This window comes from Caballeronia sp. 11_S32, from assembly GCF_056930355.1.
This window is the reverse complement of the sequence record NZ_JBXOWH010000004.1, coordinates 1,086,266-1,111,047: the sequence shown is the minus strand read 5'-3', so window position 1 is coordinate 1,111,047 and position 24,782 is coordinate 1,086,266. Positions and strand designations below refer to the sequence as shown.

Sequence of the window (24,782 nt, the reverse complement as noted above, 5' to 3'; positions counted from 1 at the left end):
ACCTATGTCCAACATCGATACCTCCACCGTGCTGCTCGGGCAGGCGCAACTGCGCAAGCTCGTCCCACTCGACCTCGACGCGATCGAGCAAGTCGAAGCCGCGTTCAAGTCGCTCGCGACCGAAGCCGTCGCGATGCCGCCGATCCTGCGTCTCGACATTCCCGAGCATGAAGGCGAAGTCGACGTGAAAACCGCGTATTTGCCGCGCTTTCCGAGCTTCGCGATCAAGGTGAGCCCGGGCTTCTTCAACAATCCGTCGCTCGGGTTGCCAAGCCTGAATGGCCTGATGCTCGTGCTCTCGGCGCGCACGGGTCTCACCGAAGCGGTATTGCTCGACAACGGTTATCTCACCGCGGTGCGCACGGCGGCCGCGGGCGCGGTTGCGTCGCGCTGGCTCGCGCGCAAGGATGCGAAGCGCGTCGCGATCATCGGCGCGGGTGAGCAGGCGCGTCTGCAACTGAAGGCGTTGCGCCTCGTGCGCGATATCGAACACGTGACCGTATGGGCGCGCGATTCGCAGAGCGCGCAGCAGTTCGCACGTGATTGCGAAGGCTTGCCGTGCGATGTCGCCCACAGCGTCAATCAGGCGCTCAAACACGCCGACATCGCCATCACGACGACGCCGAGCCGCGAGCCCTTGATTCACGCACGCGATTTGCATCCCGGCCTGCATATCACCGCGATGGGCTCGGACGCCGAGCACAAGAACGAAATCGCGCCGGACGTGTTCACGAAAGCGCGCTACGTATGTGATCGCTTACAGCAGGTGCGCGTGCTGGGTGAACTGCATCACGCGATCGAAGCAGGCGTGACGGATGCTGGCAGTACATTCGCCGAACTCGGCGAAGTCATCGCGCAAAAAGCGCCGGGCCGCGCGAACGACGACGAAGTCACCGTGTGCGATCTCACCGGCACCGGTGCGCAGGACACCGCGATTGCAACGCTTGCAATTCAGCGTGCGCGCGCGGCAAAGGCAGGAACCATTTTCCACAACGATGTGACCGCTTGATAGAGGGGACGATGTCCGAAATCATGCAACAGAAGAAGGGTGAGGCGCCCGTGGTACGCCTGCCGTTCGAGCGCAGCGAATACGATGCGCGCATCGCGAAGACGCGGCGCGCGATGGAGAAGGCGGGCATCGATCTGCTGATCGTGACCGACCCGACCAACATGGCGTGGCTCACAGGCTACGACGGCTGGTCGTTCTACGTGCATCAGTGCGTGCTGCTCGCGATGGACGGCGAGCCGGTCTGGTACGGCCGCGGCCAGGACGCGAACGGCGCGAAGCGCACGGTGTTCATGTCGCACGACAATATCGTCGGCTATCCGGATCACTATGTGCAATCCACGGTGCGCCATCCGATGGATTACCTGTCCACTGAAGTGATCGCCGCGCGTGGCTGGGATCAAAAGCGCATCGGCGTGGAGATGGACAACTACTACTTCAGCGCGAAGGCGTATGCGTCGTTGACGCAGCATTTGCCCAACGCGAAGTTCGTCGATGCGACCGCGCTCGTCAACTGGCAGCGCGCGGTGAAGTCGCCGCGCGAGATCGAATATATGCGCGTCGCGGCGCGCATCGTCGAGAAAATGCATGCGCGCATTCTCGACAAGGTCGAGCCGGGCATGAAGAAGAGCGATCTCGTCGCGCAGATTTACGAGGCGGGCATCACGGGCGTCGAAGGTTATGGCGGCGATTATCCGGCCATCGTGCCGCTGTTGCCGACCGGTTCCGATGCCGCCGCGCCGCACCTCACGTGGGACGACTCGGCGTTCACGGCGAACGCCGGCACGTTCTTCGAGATCGCGGGATGCTTCAAGCGCTATCACTGCCCGCTGTCGCGCACGGTGTATCTCGGCAAGCCGCCGCAGCATTTCATCGAAGGCGAGAAGGCGGTTGTCGAAGGCATCGAGGCAGGTCTTGCGATGGCGAAGCCGGGCAACAAGACCGAGGACATCGCCAATGCGTTCTTCGCGGTGCTGGCGAAGTTCGGCATCGAGAAGAACAGCCGTTGCGGTTATCCGATCGGCGCGAGTTATCCGCCGGACTGGGGCGAGCGCACGATGAGCCTGCGTCCCGGGGACAAGACCGTCCTCGAACCCGGCATGACGTTCCACTTCATGCCGGGCCTGTGGCTCGACGACTGGGGCCTCGAAATCACGGAGAGCATCCTGATTACCGATACAGGCGTCGAGACCTTCTGCAACACACCTCGCAAATTGTTCGTGAAGGAGTAACACGATGCGCGCGTCACCGATCAGCCCGACCGTCGATTTCGACGCGGACGGCGAACAGCACGGCTTTCTGAAGCTGCCGTACTCGCGCAACGATTCCGCGTGGGGCGCCGTGATGATTCCGGTCACCGTGATCAAGCACGGCGACGGACCCACCGCGCTGCTCACGGGCGGCAATCACGGCGACGAGTACGAAGGGCCGATCGCGCTGGCGAAGCTCGCATCGACGTTGAAGGCAAGCGACGTGAACGGCCGTGTGATCATTGTGCCGTTCATGAACTACCCGGCGTTTCGGGCGGGCGCGCGCACTTCGCCGATCGATGCGGGCAATTTGAACCGCAGCTTTCCCGGCAAGCCCGACGGCACGGTGACGGAGAAGATCGCGGATTACTTCCAGCGTCATCTGTTGCCGCTCGCCGATTACGTGCTCGATATCCATGCGGGCGGCCGCACGCTCGACTTCCTGCCGTTCGCGGCGATTCACGTGCTGAACGACGCGACGCAGCAGTCGCGTTGCGAGGCCGCGATGCGCGCGTTCGGCGCGCCTTACTCGATGCGCATGCTGGAACTCGACAGCGTCGGTCTTTACGACAGCGCGGCGGAGGAGGCGGGCAAGGTGTTCGTATCGACGGAGCTGGGCGGCGGCGGTTCTTCGACGGCGAAGAGCGTCGCGGTGGCGGAGCGCGGCGTGTATGGCTTTCTCGCGTATGCGGGCATCATCGAGAAGTCGATCGTAGAGGGCGAAGCGCGCACGACCACGCTGCTCGATATGCCGGACGGCACCTGCTACACGACGAGCGAGCACACGGGTTTGCTCGAAATGTGCCGCGATCTCGGCGACATGGTGAAAGCAGGCGATGTGCTCGCGCGTGTCTATGACATCACGCGCACGGGCGCGGCGCCGGTTGAATATCGCGCGAAGCGTGATGGTCTGCTTGCGGCGCGGCATTTCCCCGGCCTCGTGCAAACGGGCGATACTGTGGCCGTGGTAGCGGATATCGTCGAACGTAACATTGCTGTGAGCGTGTAATTTGATCAAACTCGATCGCTACGATCTGGCCATTCTTCGCATCCTTGCGCGGGATGGCCGCATCACGAAATCGCGCCTTGCGGAAGAGGTCAATCTGTCGATCTCGCCTGCATGGGAGCGCGTGAAGAAACTCGAAGACAGCGGGCTCATCAAGGGCTATCGCGCGGATATCGACTGGACGGCTGCTTTCAAAGGCAGCCGTATTGTCGTTGAGGTGACGCTTTCGCGTCATACGGCGGCGGATATGCGGCGGTTCGAGGAGCGGGTTGCTGCGGCTTCCGAAATCGTCCAGTGCTATGCCACCGGGGGTGGCGTGGATTATGTGCTGCATGTCGTGGCGCGGGATATCGATCACTATCAGCGGTTTATCGATTCTTTGCTTGTTGAGGAGCTTGGGATCGAGCGTTACTTCACTTATATCGTTACCAAGGTTGTGAAGAATGTGGCGGGAGCCCCGCCGGACTGGGCTGATGACGGGGTTTGAGTTTTTTTCGCCGGATCCCCGGGGGGCGGCAGTCGCCTGGTTTATTCTCGGGTGCGTGCGTGGAATCCTGTTTTCGTGTCGGTCTATTTGCTCTGCCCCTGTGCGGGGCGGCAGTCACTTTCTTTGCTGCTGCAAAGAAAGTAACCAAAGAAACAGCTTGTCCCATCCAAAGTGCTTCAGGCCGGCCCCGGCACAGAAGATCGGCGGTGGCCCGGCAGTAGCGAGTGCCCTCATAGGCCATACCGGGCTTGGATCGCGCACGGTCTGTCACATCGCGCCACTCAACTGACTGGTAAGGCGCGAAATAGCTCCAGCCCGCTTCGCGGCCGACCGGTCAATCGGGTCTGCGCGCGCTTCTTTGCTGATGCCTTAATCTCACGACGGTTTCCCTTGCAAACCCAACGGCAGCGCGTAGCGCTGTGCCGGAACTCTTTGGTGCTGAACCAGCACGCTATAACTTCTAGCTTGTCAGACCGTGCGCGGTCCACGCCCGATTAGGCCTTTGAGGGCACTCGCTACTGCTGGACCACTTGCGAAGTTCTGTGCCGGGGCCGGCTTGAAGCACTTTGGATGGGGATAGCTGTTTCTTTGGTTACTTTCTTTGCAGCAGCAAAGAAAGTGACTGCCGCCCCGCATAGGGGCAACGCTAATAGACCGACACGAAAACGGGACCTGCCAAAAGCCTGGGGAAAAGCGACCAAAAAAACCCCAACACCACCACTAACCAAACAGAAAAAAGCACCACCCGCCAAGAGCGATAACAAAAAAAACAGCGACAGGCGGAGCTTTAAAGTAGACCCATCGGAACACAACGAATGCACGCAAGGAGACGAACATGCTGCTGGGTCATCCCGTTCTATTCAAATCGCTTTGCTATATCGACGGCCGCTGGGTCCACAGCGACAGCGCCGCGTCGATCGCGGTGACCAATCCTGCGGATCAAAAAGTTATCGGTCACGTGCCGATGCTCGACAAGGCTCAGATCGTAGCCTCGGTCGATGCCGCCGATCGCGCGTTCCAGTCATGGCGCTGGGTGCCGCAGCAAAAGCGCAGTGCGCTACTGTTGCGCTGGCATGAGCTCATCATGCGTCATCAGGCGGACCTCGCGGGCATTCTGTCGCTCGAACAAGGCAAGCCGCTCGCCGAATCCAAAGGCGAAATCGCCTATGCAGCAAGCTTTGTCGAATGGTTCGCGAATGAAGGAAAACGTCTGACGGGCCGCACGATCCCCACGCATATCGACGGCGCGCATCTCGGCACCGTAATGGAGCCGGTCGGCGTCGCAGCACTCATCACGCCGTGGAATTTCCCCGTCGCGATGATCACGCGCAAGGCCGCCGCCGCAATCGCAGCAGGCTGCACGGTCGTCGTCAAACCCGCACACGAAACGCCGTTCTCCGCGATCGCGCTGGCGCAACTCGCGGAAGAAGCGGGCTTTCCGCCGGGCGTATTCAACGTCGTCATCGGCGAGCCGCAAATGGCGATGGAAACGCTCGTCAGCGATACCCGCGTGCGCGCCGTGAGCTTCACTGGCTCGACGCGCGTCGGCGGTCTCGTCGCGAAGACGGCAGCGCAGGCAGGCATCAAGAAGCTCGCGCTGGAACTCGGCGGCAATGCGCCCTTCATCGTGACCGAAGATGCGGACCTGGAACAGGCCGTGCGCGTCGCCGTAGGCGCCAAGTTTCAAACGTCGGGACAGGATTGCTGCGCCGCAAACCGCATTCTCGTCGCGCGTCCGCTCTATGAACAATTCGTCGAACGCTATACGGAAGCAGTGAAGGCGCTCAAAGTGGGCACGGCATTCGAAGCGAATGTCGATGTCGGTCCGCTCATGCATCAGGCCGCATTCGATGCGACCGTCGCACGCGTCGAGGATGCAAAGGCGCAAGGCGCGCGCATCACCGCCGGCGGCAAGCCGCATGTGCTCGGCGGCTGGTTCTTTGAACCGACCGTCGTCGCCGATGCCAAACCGGGTATGCGCATCTACGACGAAGAGAACTTCGCGCCGATCTCCGCGATTTCCCCGTTCGATACGCTCGACGAAGCTGTCACGCGCGCCAACGACACGGAATACGGCCTCGCCGCCTATATCTGCGCGACACGCATCGACACGATCTTCCAACTCGTGCGACGGCTCGACTTCGCGATGGTGTCGGTCAACGGCGTGAAATTCACCGGCGCGCCAATTCCGTTCGGCGGCATGAAGGCCTCGGGCCTCGGCCGCGAAGGCGGCGCGGAAGGGTTCGAGCCCTTCGTCGAAACGAAATACTTTTGCCTCGGCAATCTCGGCCTGCCGCTCACGAGCGCGGCCTGAAAGAACTATCCTCGAAGAGACACATCAGGAATACAAGGAGAAGCACATGACCCAGCAGAACCAATCGCTCGAGCAACTGTTCGCCGAAGACCGCGCGCACTTCATGCACCCGTCCACGCACGCGCATGATCACGCGAGCGGGGCGCTGCCCGGCAAGATCGTCACGGGCGCGAAGGGCATCCGCATTCAGGATCATCAGGGCAAAAGCTATATCGATGCATTCGCGGGCCTTTATTGCGTGAACATCGGCTATGGCCGCACCGAAGTGGCCGAAGCGATCTACGAGCAGGCGAAGAAGCTCGCGTACTACCACACGTATGTCGGTCACTCGACCGATACGATCATCGAGCTGTCGTCGCGCATCATCGACTGGTCGCCGGAAGGCATGAAGAAGGTGTACTACGGGATGTCGGGGTCGGATGCGAACGAAACGCAGATCAAGATCGTCTGGTATTACAACAATGTGCTCGGCCGTCCGAACAAGAAGAAGATCATTTCGCGCGAGCGCGGCTATCACGGCTCGGGCATCGTCACGGGCAGTCTCACCGGTCTGCCGAGCTTCCATCAGAACTTCGATCTGCCGATCGAGCGCGTGAAGCATACGGTGTGTCCGCACTGGTATCGCAAGGCGCCGGCCGGCATGAGCGAAGCGCAATTCACCGCGTATTGCGTGGAGGAACTCGAGAAGCTGATCGCGAAGGAAGGCGCGGATACGATTGCCGCATTCATCGCGGAACCGGTGATGGGCACGGGCGGCATCATCGCGCCGCCGCAAGGCTACTGGGAAGCGATCCAGGATGTGCTCAAGAAGCACGACATCCTGCTGATCTCCGATGAAGTCGTGTGCGGCTTCGGGCGTCTGGGCTCGAAGATGGGCGCGCAGCACTTCGGCATCAAGCCGGACCTCATCACCGTGGCGAAGGGCCTGACGAGCGCGTATGCGCCGCTGTCGGGCGTGATCGTCGGCGAGAAGGTGTGGGACGTCATCGAGAAGGGCTCGCAGGAATTCGGTCCGATGGGTCACGGCTGGACGTATTCGGGACACCCGATCTGCGCGGCCGCGGCGATCGCGAATCTCGATATCCTCGAGCGCGAGAACCTCACGCAGAATGCCGCCGATGTCGGCGCGTATCTCCAGCAGCAATTGCACGACGCATTCGACGGGCACCCGCTCGTCGGCGAAGTGCGCGGCGCGGGCATGCTGGCGGCGCTCGAATTCATGGCTGACAAGGACGCACGCAAGCCGTTCGATGCAGCGCTGAAGGTCGGTCCGAAGGTATCGGCGGCAGCACTCGAACGCGGCGTGATCGCGCGTGCGATGCCGCATGGCGATATCCTCGGCTTCGCGCCGCCGCTCACGACGACGCGCGCCGAAGCGGACGAGATCGTCGGCATCGTGAAGCAGGCGGTGGATGCGGTCGCGAACGAAGTGATCGGCTCGGCGCTCGCGACTCAAGCCATCTAAATCTCTCGCAGCAGCAGCACCGGCAGTACCGAAGGCCCGCCTGGAATCGCGGGCCTTTTTTCTGTCGATCCGAACTGGAACGCGCGTTGCTCGACGATCTTCGATGCACGATCGAAAGGAGAACCACAATGAGCAATGGCGAGCAGGAATCGAATAGTACCGACAAGCCCCTGGGCGACGCTGGCAGCGGCGCGAGCGGCGGCGGTTCTATCGGCACTACGCCGGGGCCGGGGTCGGCCACGGGCGGCGATCCGAAGCAGGGCGTGCGCAAACCGAATGCCGGGGAAATAGAGCCGGAGAATCGTCGTCTGGATCAGCATCCGCATCAGACGGCGGAAGTGCCGTACGGTTCGGGCAACGAGCCGGAAATTGCCGGCAAGGGCGGCCTCGATGCGCAGAACGCGGACTTGCCCGATCCCGCGAATAGACATACCGAACCGCTAAAGCGCAATTGACGAAAGACCCGATGCGCCAATAAAACAAAACGGCCACGAAAGTGGCCGTTTTGTCATTTTCCAATCAAATCCGATTAGCGCGTCGCGATGTACATCGTGATTTCAAAGCCGAAGCGCATATCGGTGAAACTCGGGGTTTCCCACTTCATAGAGCCTCCTTTGGTGATTGGCCAGACGGATGCCGGGCCGCTGCGCGGTTGATCTCTTGCAGGCGCCGTGCAAAGCCGCGCATCCCGATTCGACGCAATTTGAATCCTAGCGCGAGAACGCCGGGTGCATGATTGGAAATTGCACCGGCGTTCATTTAATTTATTTATAGCGGGCGCGGGCGATTTCCCGAATCGTCAGGCGCCGTACCGATTTTGTCGGGCTCGTTCGCTCGGCCGCGCCCGGTTGCTTCACCGGGCCGCGGGATTACCCTGTCTGCTTTCTTCGGATCGATATTGCTCAGATTATTGCCGCCAGGCGCGTGCGGCTTGTCGCGCGTGTCGGGCGCTGCACGATTTTCAGCCATTACGCTTTCCTCTTTCGGATGCCGTTTGCGGAGCATTATCGAAAGCACATCGCGACGCGTTTGAATGCCGCATCGCGGAATGCGCGGAATGCGCGAAATCGACGCGCGTCGATATCACTCTGCCCGGTTCGCTTCGCGCAGCACCGCGTCCGCGCTATCGAAATTGCGATCGCTCATCTTGTTGAGCACCGCCATGACTTCGCCGTCCGCGCCGTTGCTTTTCGCCAGCGCCAGGAGTTTTTCCTTGCCCATCGGGTAGTCGGCCCCTTTTAGCGCGCGCGAGATTTCTTCGAGGCGCGGCTCGTCCGGATGCCGGTGATTCTGCGAATGCGCGGGATGCTGTGCCATTTGGGCCTCCTTTTTCGAATCGACGATAACGCTTACGAATCAGCAACACCCGTACCCGTAAGCGGGAGCGCTTGATGCTGATACATCGATACGAACCATCGAAAAGAGCGAGGCACGGAGCAACATGACGATCACAGCAGACCGCATCTCCGACACCGAAATCAAGGTCGGCGACACCATTTATACATTCGATGCGAAAGCCAGCGCGGACGCGTTTCAGCAATGCCTGGGAACGGATTCCATCGAGGTTTGCGCCAGGAATCACGCGCCCGTTTCAAAGCACGCGGTGTCCGGCGCAAGCGGCGAGCCGAAGGGCGAACCGGGCAGCATCATCTCGCCTTCCATGGGCGGCATGCCTTGATGCGTATTCTCAGAGTGCCGCGCTCGCAGTTGTCGCGCGCGGCGCGAGCGAAGCGCGCGTGAGCGCCTCGAGCGGCAAGGGCTTGTCGAAAAAGTAGCCTTGCGCCTGCGCTGCGCCCATGTCGTGCAGCACGGAGAGCGTCGCCGCGTCTTCGACACCTTCCGCGACCAGCGTCAGATCGAGCGATTCGGCCATGCGCACGATCGCACGCACGATCGCGCGGCTGCGGGGGCTCGCGGTCAGTTCCAGAATGAAGGACTTGTCGATCTTCAGGCCCGTGAACTGATACTGATGCACGTAGCTGAGCGACGAGAAGCCCGCGCCGAAGTCATCGAGCACGACGGACATGCCGTTGTCCGCGAGCCGCTGCATCGTGCGGCGCGCGAGATCGGGTTCGGCGACGAGCGCGCCTTCGGTCAGCTCCAGACACACGCGCGAAGGCGAGACGCGATAGCGCCGCAGCAGCGCGAGCACATCGTCGGCGAATTCGGGGCGCGTCATGCTGTAGCTGGAGCAGTTCACGTGCACCGGCGGCCAGTGCGCGAAGCGCGCGTTGGAGAGAATCGCGGCGACGCGCTCGAGCATGTAGAGATCGAGCCTGCCGATGAGCCTCAGACCCTCTACCGAAGGCAGAAATTCGCTCGGCCCGACGATGGTCCCATCGGGTTGATGCCAGCGGATCAACGCTTCGAGCGCGACCACTTCGCCGCTTTTCACATCGACGATCGGCTGGAAGTAGGGCAGCAGTTCGTCGTCGCGCTTGATCGCATTGCGCAGCGCGCCTTCACGTTCCACCTGATCCGACACCTCGCGTCGCAGTTCCTGATTGAACACGACGAAGCTGTCGCGGCCCGCGTTCTTCACGCGATACATCGCGGTATCGGCATCGCGCAGCAGATCGGCGGGCTCGGTGTGAAATTGACTGTCCGCACTCACGATGCCGATGCTGCACGATGAAAACACCACATGCTCTTCGATATGAAACGGCAGATCGAACGCGGCGAGAATGCGCTTCGCGATCGATACGGCATCGCGCACGTGCGCATTCGGCGAGAGCACGGCGAACTCGTCGCCGCCCAGACGCGCGAGGAGATCGGTCGAGCGCAGGCAGTCGCACAGACGCGCCGCGGCCTGCACGAGCAGCATGTCGCCGAAGTGATGGCCGAGACTGTCGTTTACGACCTTGAAGCGATCGAGGTCGATGAACATCACCGACAGTTCATCGCCGCGCGTCTGATAGTCCCGCCATGCGCAGCGCAGCTTGTGCATCAGATGGCTGCGGTTCGGAAGGCCCGTCAGCGAGTCGTGCGCGTTCTCGTAGAGCAGACGCGCGTTGGCTTCGTCGAGTTCGCGGGTGCGTGCCTGCACGCGCGCCTCGAGTTCGAGATTCGCCGCATGCAGCGCTTCGGCATCGCGTCGGCGCGAGAGTGCGGTATCGATATGGCGCGACACGAAGGTCAGCAATTCCTGATCGCGTTGCGAATAGCGCACGAGCGGCGAATAGCTTTGCACGGCGAGCACGCCGCGCACGACATCGCCGTCGAAGAGCGGTATGCCGAGCCACGAGCGCAGGCGCACTTCGCTATGCTCGATTTCGAATGCGCCTTCCTCGATGAGGCGCAACGCTTCCGCATGATCGATGAGCCGCGCGCGCCGCTCGCGGATCACGTATTCGGTGAGGCCGCGCTGTCCGCGACGCGGAGCGGGGCGCTCCTGCACGATTTCATCGACGTAATACGGAAACGACACTTCGCCCGTTTCGGTTTCGAAGAGTGCGATATAGAAGTTGCGCGCGTAGAGCAGCTCGCCGACGATGCCGTGCAGGCTGCGCAGGAACTCCAGGGTGTCGCCGGGACGGCTCGACAGCTCGGCGATCTGATAGAGCGCCGCCTGCAAGTGCTCGGAACGCTCGCGCTCCGCGATGCCGTGACGCAGCGCCGCGTTGAGCTTCGACAATTCGGATGTGCGCCGCGCAACCTGCTCTTCGAGATCGGCGCGGTGCAGGATACGGTCGAGCGCCATCGCCACATGGCGGGCCACCACGAGAAAGAGCGCGCGGTCCTCGACGGTGTAGATGCGCGAGACGTCGTAGACCTGCATCGCCAGCATGCCGAACACTTCGTCGCTCGCGTTTTTGAGCGGCGCGCCCATCCAGAACTCGGGGCGATCGCCGATACAGTAGAAGCGGCCCGCGCGCTCGGCCTCGCAGATATCGGCGGCGGTGATGAAAAGCGGTTGCCCGCTCGTCAGCACCTGGCCCGTCATCGAGAGACGCGCCGGATTCAGAAGGTCGTAGTTCTCCGCCGCGACGACATCGGTATCGATCACATCGACATAGTACGGATAGGTGATCTTGCCCGTCTTGCGATCATAGAGCGCGAGATAGAAGTTCTCCGCGTCGATCAGCGTGCCGAGACGTTCATGCACGCCGCGCAGAAAATCGGCGCGCTCAGGCACCGAACTCGCGAGATACGCGATTTCATACAGCACACGTTGCGTGAGTTGGGCGCGCGCAAGGACATCGGCCTGCACCCGCTCGCCCAGCGTGCGCGCGAGTCCGGCAAGGCGCGTATCGTCGCGATGCGCGGCGGGCGCGAGCAGCCAGCCGAGCACGCTCTCGCCGCGGCCGGTCGGCCAGCAATGCCAGCCGTGAGCGCCGCATGTTTCTCCGAGCGTTTCCTCGGCGATGCTGTTCGGCCAGTGTTGCGCGCCGGGCAGCGGTGCATCGCCGCACCGCTCCAGATGCAAGTGCTCACCCGCGCGATACCACGCCCATTGTTGCGGGCAGCCCTTCGCGGCGGCCTCGCGCAACAAGGCCTCGATCGATGGCGCGACGCAGGCGCAGGTCTTCTCGTCGGTTGCCGCTACGGTTGCAGGTTCGACCGCCGTTGCGCGGGCAACCGGCGCGTCGTATGCGGGAAACACACTCATCGGCGCTCCAGGCCATATTGCCGCCACGGCGGGCGGGTCTCGTTCAGCGACTGCGCTCGTGCGCCGCGCGTGATGCGCGTCTCAAGCAAACGTTCGTTCTATATGGGCTAACGGCAGCGAGCATACAGCCTTGAGTACGCCGGACAAAAAAATCGCCCGCGCCTGGACGCCGTGCGGGCATTCATGCCGAATACGCGGTGTGGGCGCTGTCGTGTCCGGTAAATCGCTCGCGCCAGGCCTGCGGCGATACGCCGAGCGAGCGCAGGAAGCCGCGCCGCATCGTTTCTTCGGTGCCGAAGCCGCAGCGCGCGGCGATGCGCTTGACGGGCAGCGCCGTATCGCCGAGGAGGCGCCGCGCGGCTTCGAGCCGCATGCGCTCTATCGAGCGCGCGGGCGTCATGCCGGTTTGCGCGCGGTAATGGCGCACGAAGCTGCGCTCGCTCATGCCGACGCGCGCGGCGAGCACGGCGACCGACAGATCCGCCGCGAGATTCTCCGCAATCCACGCGTGCAGCTCGCCGAAGCGCTCGCCCGATTTTTGCAGCGACAGCGCCGCGCTGAACTGCGCCTGCCCGCCGGGGCGCTTCAAAAACACGACGAGATGGCGGGCGACATCGAGCGCCAGCGCGCGCCCGAGATCCTCCTCGACGAGCGCGAGCGACAGGTCGATGCCCGCCGTCACGCCCGCCGAAGTCCACACGTCGCCGTCGCGGATGAAGATCGGATCGGACTCGACGCGCACCGCCGGGAAGCGCGCGGCCAGCTCGGCGCAGCGCGTCCAGTGCGTGACGGCGCGGCGCTCGTTCAGGAGGCCCGCCGCCGCGAGCAGAAAGGCGCCGGTGCAGACCGACGCGGTGCGCCGCGCACGCGACGAGCGCGCGCGCACCCAATCGACGAGCGCGCGGTCGTGCACCGCCTCGTGCACGCCCCAGCCGCCCGCGATGATCAGCGTGTCGCAGGCCTCGCTCACATCGGGCAAGGGCTCCCCGACGAGCCCCAGGCCAGCCGAGGCGTTCACCGTGCCGTCTCGCGAGACGACGCGCGGGCGATACGGACGCGGCAGACCCGCCGCCGTGGCCAGTTCGTTCGCGGAGGCGAACACCTGCAACGGCCCGGCGACGTCGAGCAATTGAACATTGGGGAAAGCGAGGACGTCGATGATGCGCGGTGCGTTTGACTCCATGATGGCCCCGGAACGCGGATTGGCGGAAAACGTGGGTTGTGTGTCAATTTCGCCATAGCGTAGCGGCGTAGCATCGATTCGTCCACTGCCAACAACGACCATCCACGGAGAAAACGATGACGCATCACATCGGCCTGCTGCTGTTTCCGGGCGTGCAGCAACTCGACATGACCGGCCCCTACGACGTATTCGCGCACATGCCCGACACGAAGGTGCATCTCGTCTGGAAGACGCGCGAGCCGGTGGAGTCGAGCGCCGGCATGATCCTGACGCCCGACGCGACCTACGCCGATTGCCCCGCGCTCGACGTGCTGTGCGTGCCGGGCGGCTCGGGCGTCGGCGCTCTGATGGAGGACGACGAGACGCTCGCGTTCATCCGCGGGCAGGCGGCGGGCGCGCGCTATCTGACATCGGTGTGCACCGGCTCGCTCGTGCTCGGCGCGGCGGGCCTGTTGCGCGGCAAACGCGCGACGACACACTGGGCGTATCACTCGCTGCTGGCGGAATTGGGCGCGATTCCGGTGCACGAACGCGTCGTGCGCGACGGCAATCTGTTCACGGGCGGCGGCATCACGGCGGGCATCGATTTCGCGCTGACGCTCGCGGCGGAGCTCGTCGGCGAGCACGAAGCGCAGGCGATCCAGTTGCAGATGGAATACGCGCCCGCGCCGCCTTTCGATTCCGGCGATCCGAAGCGCGCGCCCGATGCCGTCGTGGGCGACGTGCGCGAGCGGCTTGTGAAATCGCTCGCTGCGCGCGGCGCGATCACGGCGCGCGTCGTGGACCGGCTGAAACTCGATGCGTGATCTTTGAATGCAAAACGCAAGATGCACTTTGGTTTTATGCATGCGTAATGCAAAAGTCCAAAGCGCTAGAACCGCTTCTGCATGAAATAGCGCGACTGGCCCGCGTAAAAATCGGCGATCTCGCCGAAGATCTCAAAACCGCGGCGCGCATAGAGCGCGCGCGCCGCGGGATTGACCGTGTCGAGCCACGCCGCGCGGCAGCCGCGCTTTTGCGCTTCGGTTTCGGCGGCTTCGAGCGCGCGCGCACCAAGTCCGGCGCCGCGCGCATCCTCGCGTATCCATAGCCATTTCACGAAGAGCCAGTCCCACGCGGTATAGCCCGCGAGGCCGCCGAGAAAATCGTCATCGCGATAGATCGACACTGCGAGATCGCGCTGATGGCTCGGGCCGAGTTGCGCCCGGTTGAATGCGGCGAGGCCGCCCGCGACATCCCGCTCGAAGCTCGCGTCGATCCAGTCGGTGACCGCGAGCGTGACGCTGCTCATGGCTGCGCGGACGGCGCCACCGATGCACCTTTGATTCCATGCCGCGCCAGTGCATTGGCGACGAAGCCAGAGCGCTTCACGTCTTCGACGAACTCGCGCAGATAGGTCGCGGCTTCGTCGCCGCGGCTCTTCGGCAGGCCCATCGCCTGCTGAATCACCATGAAGCGTCCGTCGAGCAGGCGCAATCCGGGCGTGCGCGCCGCATCGGCCTCGAGTTGCTGCTTCACGCCCGCGGCAACTTCGAGCTCGTCGCGCAGGAACGTTTCGACCACCGCCTGCGACGACTCTGCGCGCACGAGCGTCGCATGTTTGATCTCCCGCGTCAGAAAGAGGTCGTACGCGCTGCCCTTGCCGACCACGATTCGGTTGCCTTCGCGATCGATATCCTCGTTGCGCGTGAGCGGCGATGCATCGCGCACGAGATAGCAGCCTTCGATCAGCACGTATGCCGCCGTGAACGCGATGCCCGCGCCACGCAGCGGATCGATCGCGAAGAAGCCGATATCGGCGGCTTCGTTCGTGACGGTCTCGACGGATTTCGCGGCGGTGTCGAACGCGCTGAACGCGACCGGCACACCGAGCCGCGATGCGAGTTCGCGCGCGAGATCCACCGATACGCCGCCCGGCTCGCCGCTGTCCGTTCGATGCGCGAGGATCGGATTGCCGAGATTGATCGACGCGCGCAGCGTGCCGGTCGGAGCGAAGGCGTTCAGCAAGGCAGGGGAAAGAGTCATGGCGTCCGTCGATGAGTTGAAGAGAAATGGCGACACGATCGATTCGATGCAGAATACGCGAACCGCAACGGCTCTGCCAAAGGAACGACATGCAACGCGAACGCATCGACAGCCGTGAATTGATCGAGCGCCTGGAGCTCGAGCCGCATCCCGAAGGCGGATTCTTCCGCGAGACGTATCGCGCGGGCGGCAAGGTCACGCGCGAGAAAGAAGGCGCATTGCGCGCCGCGTCCACCGCGATCTACTTCCTGCTATGCGATGGCGCGCATTCGGCGTGGCATCGCATTCGCTCGGACGAGGTGTGGCATTTCTATGCGGGCGATCCGCTGGACGTCCACGTGCTCGATACGAACGGCGCGCTCGTCACGCATCGGCTCGGCAATGCGCTCGTGCATGCGGATGCCGTGTTCCAGGCGGTCGTCGAGGCGGGCGACTGGTTCGCCGCTGTTTGTCATGATAAGGACGGCGCGGCGCTCGTCGGCTGCACGGTCGCGCCGGGCTTCGAGTTCAGCGAGTTCGAGCTGGCCGCGCCGGGCGCGCTCGAAGCGCGTTATCCGCAGCATCGCGATCTGATCGCACGGCTCGGACCCAAACCGTGACGATGCGAGTGCAAGTGCGGTTATCATCGCGCGCATCATCGACAACAATACAAGGTCAGGCATGAGCGGAGTGCGCCGCGGGATTCAATCGATCGAAGTAGGTGGGGCGCTCCTGCGCGCGCTCGTGGATCATGGCGGCCCGATGCTGCTCGGCGATCTCGCGAAGAAGGCGGGCATGCCTTCGGCGAAGGCGCATCCCTATCTCGTGTCATACGGCAATCTCGGCCTCATTCAGCAGGACACCGCGACGGGCCGCTACGAGCTCGGGCCGTTCGCCTTGCAGATGGGGCTGATCAGCTTGCAGCGCGTCGATCCCGTGCGCCTCGCGATCGCGGAAGTGGCGAACATGACGCCGCGCATCGAGCATACGGTCGCGCTCGCGAGCGCGGGCAGCTATGGGCCGACGATCGTTCACATTCAACAGGCGAGTGTGCCCATCCACGTGACGATGCGCACGGGCACGGTGATGTCCCTGCTGCAGACCGCCACGGGCCGCGCATTCGCCGCGTATCTGCCGCCGATGACGGTCGATGCGCTCGTCGCGATCGAGCGTGCGGGCGCGTTGCAGATCGGCACGGAGCGTCGCGATTACACGCGCGCGCAGATCGACGCGATGCTCGCCGAAGTGCGCGAGCATGGCATTGCGCGCGCGATCGATGAACCCGTCGCCGGCATCAGCGCGATGAGCGCGCCCGTGTTCGACCATTCGCGCAATATCGTGCTCGCCATCACGGCGATCGGGCCGAGCGGCTCGTTCGATGGCGCGTGGAACGGCGACATCGCGAAGGCGCTGCACGGCTGCGCGCAACGCGTGTCGAAGATGCTCGGCTTCGTCGCCGTCTGATTCGGGCCTGGCGGCCGAGCTGGCCGCCAGCGCCTCCCACCGATCGTTCCCCTTCATCCGGCGATAACCGGCATCGGCGAAGCCTTCGCTTTCACACGTTCCATCTCCTAATGTTCATATGGGAATCGCGGCGATCCCGGCCGCAGTTTGCCCCTGCGCGTTCGCTCATAGGGGTAAACGTAGATTCAACAATATAAAACGACTTGTACAATGATGAACAACTAACCGAGAGCGAAGCGATTCGCGCCTGAGCCGAATGCGTCTTGCGAAGACGAAACAGGCTCGACGATGGAGACGATCGAATGTCCGTGAATTACGCCAACCTGCGTTTCGACTACGAGCGCGCGCCCGATCACGACGCGCCCGCGTCATCGCCTTATCCTGTCGCCGTGATCGGCGCGGGCCCGGTGGGTCTCGCGACGGTCATCGACCTCGCGCAGCAGGGCGTGCGCACCGTGCTGCTCGACAACGACGACACCGTATCCACCGGCTCGCGGGCCATCTGCTTCGCGAAGCGCACGCTCGAGATCTTCGACCGTCTCGGCTGCGGCGAAAGGATGATGGAGAAGGGCGTGAGCTGGAATGTCGGCAAGGTGTTTCTGCAGGACGACCTCGTCTACACCTTCAATCTTCTGCCGGAAACGGGGCATTCGCGTCCCGCGTTCATCAACTTGCAGCAGTACTACGTCGAAGGCTTTCTCGCCGAGCGCGCGATGGAGCTGGAGCCGCTGCAATTGCGCTGGAAAAGCAATGTGGTGGGCGTGACGCAGCATGATGACCACGTCGAGTTGCAAGTCGAAACACCCGACGGCGTGTACACGCTCAAGGCGCAATACGTCGTGGCCGCCGATGGCTCTCGCAGCGCGATGCGCAAGCTTCTCGGGCTCGACAGCCACGGGCGCACATTCAAGGACCGCTTCCTGATCGCCGACGTGAAGATGAAGGCGCCGTTCCCAACCGAACGCTGGTTCTGGTTCGATCCGCCGTTTCATCGCAACCAGTCGGTGCTGCTGCATCGTCAGCCGGACGACGTATGGCGTATCGATTTTCAACTCGGCTGGGACGCGGACCCCGTCGCGGAGAAAGAGCCCGAGCGCGTGATTCCGCGCGTGAAGGCGCTGCTTGGCGAAGACGCCGAATTCGAACTGGAATGGGTGAGCGTCTATACGTTTTCGTGCCTGCGCATGGATGACTTCCGACATGGCCGCGTGATCTTCGCGGGCGATTCGGCACATGGCGTGTCGCCGTTCGGCGCGCGCGGCGCGAACAGCGGCGTGCAGGATGCGGACAATCTCGCGTGGAAGCTGAAGCTCGTCGTGAACGGCGATGCGCCGCAGACGCTGCTCGATACCTACGCGTCCGAGCGCGAATACGCCGCCGATGAAAACATCCTCAACTCGACGCGCGCCACGGACTTCATCACGCCCAAGAGCCCTGTTTCACGCCTCTTTCGCGACGCGACGCTCAAGCTCGCGAAGGACTGCGCATTTGCGCGGCGCATGGCGAACAGCGGGCGGCTTTCAGTGCCGGCCGTGCTGCGCGACTCGACGCTCAATACGCCGGATGCCGCGGACGATAGCTTCAATTGCGCGATGATTCCCGGCGCGCCTTGCGTGGATGCGCCGGTGCGCGTGGATGACCGCGATGCATGGCTTCTGCCGCAGACGCACGGCGGCGCGTTCACGGGGATCTATTTCTGCGGACTGGGACACGGTCCCGATGCGTGCGCGCGAAGCCTCGCGGCCTTGTCGAACGCGCCGCTTCCGGTGCGCGCGCTGATCGTCGTGCCGAAAGGGATGACCTGCAAGGTGCCGGGCGTGACCGTGGTGGAAGATGTCGAAGGCATGGTCGCGCATCGCTTCGATGCACGGCCGGGCACGTTCTATCTGCTGCGTCCCGATCAACACGTGTGCGCGCGCTGGCGCGCCTTCGATGCCGCATCGGTCACCGCCGCGGTCAAGCGTGCAACCTGCAACGGATGATGAATCGTATGAAGCTCAATCTCGAACTGAATATCGCCGACCACGATGCGTTCTACGAGCGCCTCATCGACACGCACAACGGACTGTCCGACGAGGACAGCCAGTTGCTCAACGCGAAGCTGATCTTGCTGCTCGCGAATCACATCGGCGATAACGATGTGTTGAAAGAAGCATTGGCGATGGCGCGTCACGGTCTCGCCGCGAGTTAATCCTTCACCACGATGCCCACGCGCTCGCAGATGAACGCGCCGATGCCCGCGATGTCGTCGAGCGCGAGCAAGGGCAGCGCCGATTCGATCGCGGCGGGCGCATCGGTTGCGATCGCAACTATCTCCACGTCGGTCCTGTAGAGCGGATCGCGGCCCGCCGAGGGCCGCACGACTTCCAGGCGCGGCATCGGCTCGCGCGCGAATCCTTCGACGATCACGAGGTCCGCGTGCGAAAGCCGCGCGGCGAGCTCGGCAAGCGGCGGCTCCGCGTCGCCGTTCAACTCGCGCACGATCGCATACCGGTAAGGCGATGTGATCAGCACTTCCCCCGCGCCCGCGCGACGAAAGCGCGCACTGTCCTTGCCCGGCGGCTCGAGCTCGATCGAGTGATGACTATGCTTGATGACGTTGACCGTGAGGCCGTGTGCGCGCAGCCATGGCAACAGCGCTTCGATCAATGTGGTCTTGCCCTGGCCCGAGCGGCCCGAGATGCCGAAGAGCGGCGGATGACGCGAATTCATGCGATTGGTCGGCTGATTGTTTTGGTTTCGATCAGACGAGTTTAACGGCTCGATGGCGAGGCGGGAGAAATCGCGCTATCGTCGGGCATTGCCTTTGCGGCAGATTGCGCGAGCGCGCAACGGGTTTCAGACCCCATCGCGTGCCGCCCCAAGCGTTCAAAGGATCCGACATGGCCGAAGACAATCCCGGCACCGCTCTCGCACCGCAGCAGTTCTCCATCGACGTGATGCTCGAAAAGTATGCCAAGGGCGACGAGTCGCGCGTCGAGGATATCTACCGCCGCGTGGCGCGCGGTGTCGCGCAAGCCGAGCCGAAAGAGGCGCGCGCGAAGATCGAAGCGGAGTTCGTCGATAACTTCAAGCGCGGCGCGCTCGGCGCGGGGCGCATCATGAGCGCCGCGGGCGCGGGCATCGACGCTACGCTCATCAACTGCTTCGTGCAGCCCGTGGGCGATGCCATACAGAACGTCGACAGCAACGGGCTGCCGGGCATCTATGTCGCGCTGCTGCAGGCGGCCGAGACGATGCGTCGCGGCGGCGGCGTGGGCTATAACTTCTCGGCAATCCGTCCGCGCGGCGCGCGCGTGCATTCGACAGGCTCGGCGGCATCGGGCCCTTGCAGCTATATGGACGTGTTCGATGCGTCGTGCCGCACCGTGGAAAGCGCGGGCGCGCGGCGTGGCGCGCAGATGGGCATTCTCGATTGCACGCATCCCGACCTGCTCGAATTCATCGCGGCAAAACATACGAAAGGGCGCTGGAACAATTTCAATGTATCGGTCGCGGTGACCGACGAGTTCATGCAGGCCGTCGCCGACGATTCAATGTGGCAGCTCGTGCACAAGGCCGAGCCATCGCCCGCGCAGCGCGCCGCCGAAGACATGCATCAGCGCGATGACGGCTTGTGGGTCTATCGCGAAGTGCGCGCGCGCGAAGTGTGGAACACGATCATGCGCTCGACCTACGATGTCGCGGAGCCGGGCGTCGTGTTCATGTCGCGCATGAACGACGACAACAACCTGCGCGCGGTCGAAGCGATCCGCGCGACCAATCCTTGCGGCGAACAGCCGCTGCCCGCGTACGGCTGCTGCAACCTCGGCCCGCTCAATCTCACGCGCTTCGTGCGCGATCCTTTCGCGCAAATGCGCGGCGGCGTGCCTTCCTTCGATTGGGACGGCTTTGCGCGCACGACGCGCACACAAGTACGCTTTCTCGACGACGTGCTCGACGTCACGCTCTGGCCGCTCGACGAACAGGCGCGCGAAGCAGCGGCGAAGCGCCGCATCGGCGTGGGCTTCACGGGACTCGGCGACACGCTCGTGATGCTCGGCTTAAGCTATGACGCCCAGGAAGGGCGCGACTTCGCCGCACGCGTCGCGCGCTCGATGCGCGATGAAGCGTATCGCGCATCGGTCGAGCTCGCGAAAGAACGCGGCAAGTTTCCGCTCTTCGATGCGAAGCGTTATCTGGAAGAGGGCACGTTTGCATCGCGCTTGCCGGACGACATCAAGAGCGCGATCCGCGAGCATGGCATACGCAACAGCCATCTCTTGTCCATCGCGCCGACGGGCACCGTGAGTCTCGCGTTCGCGGACAACGCTTCGAACGGCATCGAGCCGGCGTTCTCATGGACCTATCAGCGCACGAAGCGCATGGCGGACGGCTCGCGTCAGACCTTCGCCGTCGAGGATCACGCATACCGGCTTTATCGCGAAATGGGCGGCGACGTGAACGCGCTGCCCGAGTACTTCGTGAGCGCGCTGGAAATGTCCGCGCACGATCACATGGAGATGATGGCGGCGGTGCAGCCGTTCGTCGATACATCGATCTCGAAGACCGTGAACGTGCCCGCCGATTATCCGTTCGACAAGTTTCAGGATCTCTATTTCGAGGCGTGGCGGCGCGGATTGAAGGGGCTTGCGACGTATCGGCCGAACGAGACATTGGGCGCGGTGCTCTCCGTCACGCCGGCCGAAACCCCCAGCGATTCGCCCGATCCCGACTTCGATCTCGATCCGCTGCGCATCGCGATCGATCATCGACCGAAAGGGCAGTTGCCCGCGATCATCGAGAAGGTCGAGTATCTGACGCAGGCCGGGAAGAAGTCGCTGTATCTCGCGGTGTCGTTCATCGAAGTGACGGGGCGCCTCGCGGGCGAGGACGTGACCATCGAGCGGCCCATCGAGTTCTTTATTCCCACGGGCCAGCGCGACGAATCGCAGCAATGGATCACGGCGACCATGCGCTCGCTGTCGCTGGCTGCGCGCGGCGGCTTCGCGGCGCGCACGCTGCAGGACATGCGCAAAGTGTCGTGGGATCGCGGGCAAGTGCGTCTCGGCGATGTCGAGCGTCTCGACGGCCATCGCAGTCCGCGCTGGCACGACTCGGAAGTCGCCGCGCTAGCGTATGCGATCCAGCAGATTCTTCATCGTCGCGGCTTTCTCGACGCAGAAGGAAATCAGGTGCCGTCGCGCGTGCTTGCGCACAAGCGCGCCGATCACGCAGCGCGTGCGATAGCTGCAACTGACGAGCGCGAAGAGGTAGCCGAGAGTATCGCGCAGGGCGAAATCGATCCGCATAGCCTTCCCCAGATGCACGGCCGAAAATGCGCGACCTGCGGTGCGAATGCGGTGATCCGCAAGGACGGTTGCGACTTCTGCACGGCTTGCGGCGAAATCGGCGCGTGCGGTTGAGTTGAAAAAAGGCGCGGACACCGATCCGCGCCTTTCACGCTCAATGCGAGCGTTCGGCAGTCTCCTGCTTCGCGTCTTGCGCACGGGCCGGCGCATGCGCCGCGTGCTGCACGAAAGGACGCCACACCGGCGTCACGAACGGAAGTTCATCGAGAAGCGAGAACTGATCGAGGGAAGTGTTTTCTGACATGATGACCTCTTGAATCTTCTTCGACGACGCTACTCAGCGCGTCGTCACATTGCCTTGCGTCGCGGAGCCATTGGCATACTCGACGATCTCACGATTGCGCGCTTCTGCTTGCACCGCATCGCGTGCGCGTTGCTCACTTTGCGCGGCGACGGCATCGCCCCACATGCTGCGCTCGGGATACGTATTGCGATTCAACGCCGGCAGCGAGCCGTTCGAATATGCGGCGACGAGTTCGGCACGCACTTGCGCGCGCGTCTTCGGCGTGTCGGTCGCACTGGCTTGCGTTTGCGTCTGAACCTGATACGTGCCTGCGCGGCCGATGCCCTGACCGCCCTCCGCGAACGCAGTGGTCGTGACGACGGCGGAGATGGCGGCGAGAGAGAACCCCGTGATGAGCTGTTTCATGCTTGCGACTCCTTTCATTCCGGTGCAGCGTGCGGGCAAATGCGGATTGCATTCGATGTCGGGCACGCTGCGTCAGGAGCGAATGTAGTCGCGCGGCACACGCGGATAAATGCCGTATCGGCGAATAGATTTATCGATTTCGGCGAATAATCGCGCAGAGCATTGACGGGCGGGCGTTTGCGCCTCGATGCAAACGTATCTATCGGATCGATAGTTCGGCGGCGAGGCGTCAATCAAGCGAGCTGCTTGTGGAAGAACGTGGTCGCGCAGAGCGTGCCGTCAGGCATCAGCGCATAGTTCGGCACGACACCCACGCGCTGCCATCCGGCACGTTCGTACAGGCGCTCGGCATCGCCGCCCGTCACGGTATCGAGCACGAGGACGGACTTGCCCGCAGTGCGCGCGGCATCGTCCGCGGCGCTCATCAGACGCTGGGCAATGCCCTGACGTCTTGCACGACGCACCACCAGCATCTTCGCGATATCGGCGCGATGGGGCTGATTTTCAGGCTGAGCGGTGATGACCTGCACCGTGCCGAGAAGGTTTCCTTCAGCGTCTTCAGCAACGAGCAGAATGCGCTCATCGCGCGCAACGCCTTGCGCCACGCGTATCCAGAATTCGGCGGCGGTGGCGCGCGAAATGGGCAGCATGAAGCTGACCGATGCGCCGCCTTCCACGCAGTCGATGAGCACGTCCGCCAACGCCTCTATGCAGTGCGGTGCTTCGTCCGCGCCGACGCGGCGCACGGTGATGTTGTCGTTCATTGTTCGTTCCGATGTGGCGCCCCGCGCAAACCGCTTGGCGCCAGATCATACCGTGCTCGCCGGTCGGCCAATGATTAGCTATGCAACGATATCCTCGGTGCCCGCCACTTCCGGCGTGCCATGCCGCACGATAGTCGGCGACGACGTGCTCGTCGGCAGGCAGCGCTCTTCCGCATCCTTCTGACCTTGCAGCAGCGGGCAGCGTTCGAACAGCTCCGCAGCCCAGTCGACGAATACGCGCACTTTCGGCGACAAATGGCGGTTATGCGGATACACCGCGGAAATCGGCATCGGCAGCGGGTTCCATTGCGGCAGCACTTCGACGAGCTCGCCCGCGCGCAGATACGGCAGCGCCATGAAGCGCGGCACCTGAATGATGCCGACGCCCTTCAGGCCGCAGCTCAGATACGCTTCGGCATCGTTTACCGCGATCATGCCGCGCATCTTCACTTCGATGGTTTCATCGTCGACGACGAAGTCCATGTCCATGATGCGGCCCGTGCGGCTCGAAAAATAATTCACCGCCGTGTGATTTTGCAAATCGTCGATGGTCGTCGGCGTGCCGTTGCGTTCGAGGTACTGCGGCGCCGCGACCGTCACGCCCTGGAACACGCCGATGCGCCGCGCGACGAGACTCGAATCCTGCAGCGTGCCCACGCGAATCACGCAGTCCACGCCTTCCTGGATCAGATCGACCGGCTTGTCGCCGAAGCCCATCATCAACTCGATATCCGGATAGCGCGTATGGAAATCGCATAGCTGCGGCATCACGATGAGCCGCCCGATCGCGCCCGGCATATCGACGCGCAGCTTGCCGTGCGGGCCTTTGCCATTGTTCGAGAAGGTGCTTTCCGCTTCCTCGATGTCCGCGAGGATGCGCACGCAGCGCTCGTAATACGCGGCGCCGTCCGGCGTGAGATTGAGCCGGCGCGTCGTGCGCTGAAGCAGCCGCACGTTCAGATGCGCTTCCAGATTCTGGATGATCGTCGTGACCGAGGCGCGCGGCAGATTGAGCGTGTCCGCGGCGCGGGAAAAGCTGTTGGTGTCGACGACGCGGGTGAAGACCTGCATTGCTTGTAGCCGATCCATGTTCTCTCACCTTCTTTACTTAGCGACGCAACTATTAAGCGTGCGCCAAAGAATGACCGAATGAACAATCGCAAGGGATAACCACGATTGTTCGGTGCGACCGAATTGTGTTGCCGGATTATAGGCATTTATTAAAAAAGG

At 63.2% G+C, this 24,782-nt stretch carries 26 protein-coding genes; 14 read left to right on the top strand and 12 right to left on the bottom strand.

Annotated elements, in window-relative coordinates; all coding sequences use genetic code 11:
* Window positions 1-4: 4 nt before the first annotated feature.
* The 7 genes from AC1Z32_RS31260 to AC1Z32_RS31230 all read left to right on the top strand — a co-directional run bounded on the left by AC1Z32_RS31260 (window position 5) and on the right by AC1Z32_RS31230 (window position 7,983).
* Window positions 5-1,009 carry a cyclodeaminase gene (locus AC1Z32_RS31260; protein WP_483482699.1) on the top strand — a complete coding sequence of 335 codons (1,005 nt, stop codon included), beginning with the start codon at window positions 5-7 and terminating at the stop codon, window positions 1,007-1,009.
* An 11-nt stretch (window positions 1,010-1,020) separates the two neighbouring features.
* Window positions 1,021-2,238, top strand: coding sequence for an ectoine hydrolase DoeA (gene doeA / locus AC1Z32_RS31255; protein WP_483482698.1), 1,218 nt, complete (start codon window positions 1,021-1,023; stop codon window positions 2,236-2,238).
* A gap of 4 nt (window positions 2,239-2,242) precedes the next feature.
* Window positions 2,243-3,265 (top strand): N(2)-acetyl-L-2,4-diaminobutanoate deacetylase DoeB, encoded by a 1,023-nt coding sequence (doeB, locus tag AC1Z32_RS31250; RefSeq protein WP_483482697.1) that lies wholly within the window; start codon window positions 2,243-2,245, stop codon window positions 3,263-3,265.
* 1 nt (window position 3,266) lies between these two features.
* Window positions 3,267-3,749: an Lrp/AsnC family transcriptional regulator gene (locus AC1Z32_RS31245; protein ID WP_483482696.1), complete on the top strand. Its 483-nt coding sequence runs from the start codon at window positions 3,267-3,269 to the stop codon at window positions 3,747-3,749.
* A gap of 835 nt (window positions 3,750-4,584) precedes the next feature.
* Window positions 4,585-6,063 carry an NAD-dependent succinate-semialdehyde dehydrogenase gene (locus AC1Z32_RS31240; protein WP_483482695.1) on the top strand — a complete coding sequence of 493 codons (1,479 nt, stop codon included), beginning with the start codon at window positions 4,585-4,587 and terminating at the stop codon, window positions 6,061-6,063.
* Between the two features lie 46 nt (window positions 6,064-6,109).
* Window positions 6,110-7,528, top strand: a complete 1,419-nt coding sequence (locus AC1Z32_RS31235) for an aminotransferase (protein ID WP_483482694.1) — start codon at window positions 6,110-6,112, stop codon at window positions 7,526-7,528.
* A 128-nt stretch (window positions 7,529-7,656) separates the two neighbouring features.
* Entirely contained in the window at window positions 7,657-7,983 is a 327-nt protein-coding gene (locus AC1Z32_RS31230; RefSeq protein WP_483482693.1) for a hypothetical protein, read from the top strand.
* 74 nt (window positions 7,984-8,057) lie between these two features.
* On the opposite strand, the gene pqqA is transcribed toward AC1Z32_RS31230, so the two are convergent.
* The 3 genes from pqqA to AC1Z32_RS31215 form a co-directional block, all read right to left on the bottom strand.
* Window positions 8,058-8,132: a pyrroloquinoline quinone precursor peptide PqqA gene (pqqA, locus tag AC1Z32_RS31225; RefSeq protein WP_008353049.1), complete on the bottom strand. Its 75-nt coding sequence runs from the start codon at window positions 8,130-8,132 to the stop codon at window positions 8,058-8,060.
* A gap of 164 nt (window positions 8,133-8,296) precedes the next feature.
* Window positions 8,297-8,497, bottom strand: coding sequence for a hypothetical protein (locus tag AC1Z32_RS31220; protein ID WP_483482692.1), 201 nt, complete (start codon window positions 8,495-8,497; stop codon window positions 8,297-8,299).
* 114 nt (window positions 8,498-8,611) lie between these two features.
* The gene (locus AC1Z32_RS31215; RefSeq protein ID WP_483482691.1) at window positions 8,612-8,845 is read right to left on the bottom strand and encodes a DUF2795 domain-containing protein; all 234 of its coding nucleotides are present in this window, start codon (window positions 8,843-8,845) and stop codon (window positions 8,612-8,614) included.
* A 124-nt stretch (window positions 8,846-8,969) separates the two neighbouring features.
* On the opposite strand from AC1Z32_RS31215, the gene AC1Z32_RS31210 reads away from it, so the two are divergent.
* Window positions 8,970-9,206, top strand: a complete 237-nt coding sequence (locus AC1Z32_RS31210; RefSeq protein WP_483482690.1) for a hypothetical protein — start codon at window positions 8,970-8,972, stop codon at window positions 9,204-9,206.
* Between the two features lie 9 nt (window positions 9,207-9,215).
* Here AC1Z32_RS31210 and AC1Z32_RS31205 read toward each other — a convergent pair whose 3' ends face one another.
* Complete coding sequence (locus AC1Z32_RS31205; protein WP_483482689.1) at window positions 9,216-12,137, bottom strand: bifunctional diguanylate cyclase/phosphodiesterase; 2,922 nt, start codon at window positions 12,135-12,137, stop codon at window positions 9,216-9,218.
* Between the two features lie 181 nt (window positions 12,138-12,318).
* Complete coding sequence (locus AC1Z32_RS31200; protein ID WP_483482688.1) at window positions 12,319-13,320, bottom strand: GlxA family transcriptional regulator; 1,002 nt, start codon at window positions 13,318-13,320, stop codon at window positions 12,319-12,321.
* Between the two features lie 116 nt (window positions 13,321-13,436).
* Here AC1Z32_RS31200 and AC1Z32_RS31195 point away from each other — a divergent pair, with 116 nt between their 5' ends.
* Window positions 13,437-14,126: a DJ-1/PfpI family protein gene (locus tag AC1Z32_RS31195; protein ID WP_483482687.1), complete on the top strand. Its 690-nt coding sequence runs from the start codon at window positions 13,437-13,439 to the stop codon at window positions 14,124-14,126.
* 65 nt (window positions 14,127-14,191) lie between these two features.
* On the opposite strand, the gene AC1Z32_RS31190 is transcribed toward AC1Z32_RS31195, so the two are convergent.
* Both AC1Z32_RS31190 and AC1Z32_RS31185 read right to left on the bottom strand, forming a co-directional pair.
* The gene (locus AC1Z32_RS31190) at window positions 14,192-14,611 is read right to left on the bottom strand and encodes a GNAT family N-acetyltransferase (protein WP_483482686.1); all 420 of its coding nucleotides are present in this window, start codon (window positions 14,609-14,611) and stop codon (window positions 14,192-14,194) included.
* Entirely contained in the window at window positions 14,608-15,345 is a 738-nt protein-coding gene (locus tag AC1Z32_RS31185) for an ABC transporter substrate-binding protein (RefSeq protein WP_483482685.1), read from the bottom strand. The genes AC1Z32_RS31190 and AC1Z32_RS31185 overlap by 4 nt, the downstream gene beginning before the upstream one ends.
* A gap of 89 nt (window positions 15,346-15,434) precedes the next feature.
* On the opposite strand from AC1Z32_RS31185, the gene AC1Z32_RS31180 reads away from it, so the two are divergent.
* The 4 genes from AC1Z32_RS31180 (at window position 15,435) to AC1Z32_RS31165 (ending at window position 18,979) form a co-directional block, all read left to right on the top strand.
* The gene (locus AC1Z32_RS31180; RefSeq protein ID WP_483482684.1) at window positions 15,435-15,944 is read left to right on the top strand and encodes a cupin domain-containing protein; all 510 of its coding nucleotides are present in this window, start codon (window positions 15,435-15,437) and stop codon (window positions 15,942-15,944) included.
* Window positions 15,945-16,005: 61 nt separating this feature from the next.
* The gene (locus tag AC1Z32_RS31175) at window positions 16,006-16,788 is read left to right on the top strand and encodes an IclR family transcriptional regulator (protein WP_483482683.1); all 783 of its coding nucleotides are present in this window, start codon (window positions 16,006-16,008) and stop codon (window positions 16,786-16,788) included.
* A gap of 302 nt (window positions 16,789-17,090) precedes the next feature.
* Window positions 17,091-18,770: an FAD-dependent oxidoreductase gene (locus AC1Z32_RS31170; RefSeq protein WP_483482682.1), complete on the top strand. Its 1,680-nt coding sequence runs from the start codon at window positions 17,091-17,093 to the stop codon at window positions 18,768-18,770.
* Complete coding sequence (locus tag AC1Z32_RS31165; RefSeq protein ID WP_483482681.1) at window positions 18,770-18,979, top strand: DUF2783 domain-containing protein; 210 nt, start codon at window positions 18,770-18,772, stop codon at window positions 18,977-18,979. Before AC1Z32_RS31170 ends, AC1Z32_RS31165 begins: the two co-directional genes overlap by 1 nt.
* Here the strand turns inward: AC1Z32_RS31165 and mobB are convergent.
* Window positions 18,976-19,500: a molybdopterin-guanine dinucleotide biosynthesis protein B gene (gene mobB / locus AC1Z32_RS31160; RefSeq protein ID WP_483482680.1), complete on the bottom strand. Its 525-nt coding sequence runs from the start codon at window positions 19,498-19,500 to the stop codon at window positions 18,976-18,978. The genes AC1Z32_RS31165 and mobB overlap by 4 nt on opposite strands.
* Window positions 19,501-19,670: 170 nt before the next feature.
* Between mobB and AC1Z32_RS31155 the strand changes: the two genes are divergently transcribed.
* On the top strand, window positions 19,671-22,193 hold the full coding sequence (locus AC1Z32_RS31155) for an adenosylcobalamin-dependent ribonucleoside-diphosphate reductase (protein ID WP_483482679.1): 2,523 nt from the start codon (window positions 19,671-19,673) through the stop codon (window positions 22,191-22,193).
* 40 nt (window positions 22,194-22,233) lie between these two features.
* Here AC1Z32_RS31155 and AC1Z32_RS31150 read toward each other — a convergent pair whose 3' ends face one another.
* From AC1Z32_RS31150 to AC1Z32_RS31135, 4 genes are all read right to left on the bottom strand, one after another.
* Window positions 22,234-22,383: a hypothetical protein gene (locus AC1Z32_RS31150; protein ID WP_483482678.1), complete on the bottom strand. Its 150-nt coding sequence runs from the start codon at window positions 22,381-22,383 to the stop codon at window positions 22,234-22,236.
* Between the two features lie 33 nt (window positions 22,384-22,416).
* Window positions 22,417-22,788, bottom strand: a complete 372-nt coding sequence (locus AC1Z32_RS31145; protein ID WP_483482677.1) for a DUF4148 domain-containing protein — start codon at window positions 22,786-22,788, stop codon at window positions 22,417-22,419.
* A gap of 233 nt (window positions 22,789-23,021) precedes the next feature.
* Window positions 23,022-23,552, bottom strand: coding sequence for an N-acetyltransferase family protein (locus AC1Z32_RS31140; RefSeq protein ID WP_483482676.1), 531 nt, complete (start codon window positions 23,550-23,552; stop codon window positions 23,022-23,024).
* Between the two features lie 78 nt (window positions 23,553-23,630).
* Window positions 23,631-24,641: a LysR family transcriptional regulator gene (locus AC1Z32_RS31135; RefSeq protein WP_483482675.1), complete on the bottom strand. Its 1,011-nt coding sequence runs from the start codon at window positions 24,639-24,641 to the stop codon at window positions 23,631-23,633.
* Window positions 24,642-24,782 lie beyond the last annotated feature (141 nt).

Bases quoted from the DNA above. Each gene is read 5' to 3' on its own strand.
- AC1Z32_RS31195 (WP_483482687.1), top strand. From the start codon at position 13,437: ATGACGCATCACATCGGCCTGCTGCTGTTTCCGGGCGTGCAGCAACTC.
- AC1Z32_RS31140 (WP_483482676.1), bottom strand. From the start codon at position 23,552: ATGAACGACAACATCACCGTGCGCCGCGTCGGCGCGGACGAAGCACCG.
- AC1Z32_RS31170 (WP_483482682.1), top strand. From the start codon at position 17,091: ATGTCCGTGAATTACGCCAACCTGCGTTTCGACTACGAGCGCGCGCCC.
- AC1Z32_RS31135 (WP_483482675.1), bottom strand. From the start codon at position 24,641: ATGGATCGGCTACAAGCAATGCAGGTCTTCACCCGCGTCGTCGACACC.
- AC1Z32_RS31230 (WP_483482693.1), top strand. From the start codon at position 7,657: ATGAGCAATGGCGAGCAGGAATCGAATAGTACCGACAAGCCCCTGGGC.
- AC1Z32_RS31215 (WP_483482691.1), bottom strand. From the start codon at position 8,845: ATGGCACAGCATCCCGCGCATTCGCAGAATCACCGGCATCCGGACGAG.
- AC1Z32_RS31175 (WP_483482683.1), top strand. From the start codon at position 16,006: ATGAGCGGAGTGCGCCGCGGGATTCAATCGATCGAAGTAGGTGGGGCG.
- AC1Z32_RS31150 (WP_483482678.1), bottom strand. From the start codon at position 22,383: ATGTCAGAAAACACTTCCCTCGATCAGTTCTCGCTTCTCGATGAACTT.
- AC1Z32_RS31200 (WP_483482688.1), bottom strand. From the start codon at position 13,320: ATGGAGTCAAACGCACCGCGCATCATCGACGTCCTCGCTTTCCCCAAT.
- AC1Z32_RS31180 (WP_483482684.1), top strand. From the start codon at position 15,435: ATGCAACGCGAACGCATCGACAGCCGTGAATTGATCGAGCGCCTGGAG.
- AC1Z32_RS31185 (WP_483482685.1), bottom strand. From the start codon at position 15,345: ATGACTCTTTCCCCTGCCTTGCTGAACGCCTTCGCTCCGACCGGCACG.
- AC1Z32_RS31190 (WP_483482686.1), bottom strand. From the start codon at position 14,611: ATGAGCAGCGTCACGCTCGCGGTCACCGACTGGATCGACGCGAGCTTC.
- AC1Z32_RS31145 (WP_483482677.1), bottom strand. From the start codon at position 22,788: ATGAAACAGCTCATCACGGGGTTCTCTCTCGCCGCCATCTCCGCCGTC.
- AC1Z32_RS31210 (WP_483482690.1), top strand. From the start codon at position 8,970: ATGACGATCACAGCAGACCGCATCTCCGACACCGAAATCAAGGTCGGC.
- AC1Z32_RS31155 (WP_483482679.1), top strand. From the start codon at position 19,671: ATGGCCGAAGACAATCCCGGCACCGCTCTCGCACCGCAGCAGTTCTCC.
- AC1Z32_RS31220 (WP_483482692.1), bottom strand. From the start codon at position 8,497: ATGGCTGAAAATCGTGCAGCGCCCGACACGCGCGACAAGCCGCACGCG.
- AC1Z32_RS31260 (WP_483482699.1), top strand. From the start codon at position 5: ATGTCCAACATCGATACCTCCACCGTGCTGCTCGGGCAGGCGCAACTG.
- mobB (WP_483482680.1), bottom strand. From the start codon at position 19,500: ATGAATTCGCGTCATCCGCCGCTCTTCGGCATCTCGGGCCGCTCGGGC.
- AC1Z32_RS31205 (WP_483482689.1), bottom strand. From the start codon at position 12,137: ATGAGTGTGTTTCCCGCATACGACGCGCCGGTTGCCCGCGCAACGGCG.
- doeA (WP_483482698.1), top strand. From the start codon at position 1,021: ATGTCCGAAATCATGCAACAGAAGAAGGGTGAGGCGCCCGTGGTACGC.
- AC1Z32_RS31240 (WP_483482695.1), top strand. From the start codon at position 4,585: ATGCTGCTGGGTCATCCCGTTCTATTCAAATCGCTTTGCTATATCGAC.
- doeB (WP_483482697.1), top strand. From the start codon at position 2,243: ATGCGCGCGTCACCGATCAGCCCGACCGTCGATTTCGACGCGGACGGC.
- AC1Z32_RS31165 (WP_483482681.1), top strand. From the start codon at position 18,770: ATGAATCGTATGAAGCTCAATCTCGAACTGAATATCGCCGACCACGAT.
- AC1Z32_RS31235 (WP_483482694.1), top strand. From the start codon at position 6,110: ATGACCCAGCAGAACCAATCGCTCGAGCAACTGTTCGCCGAAGACCGC.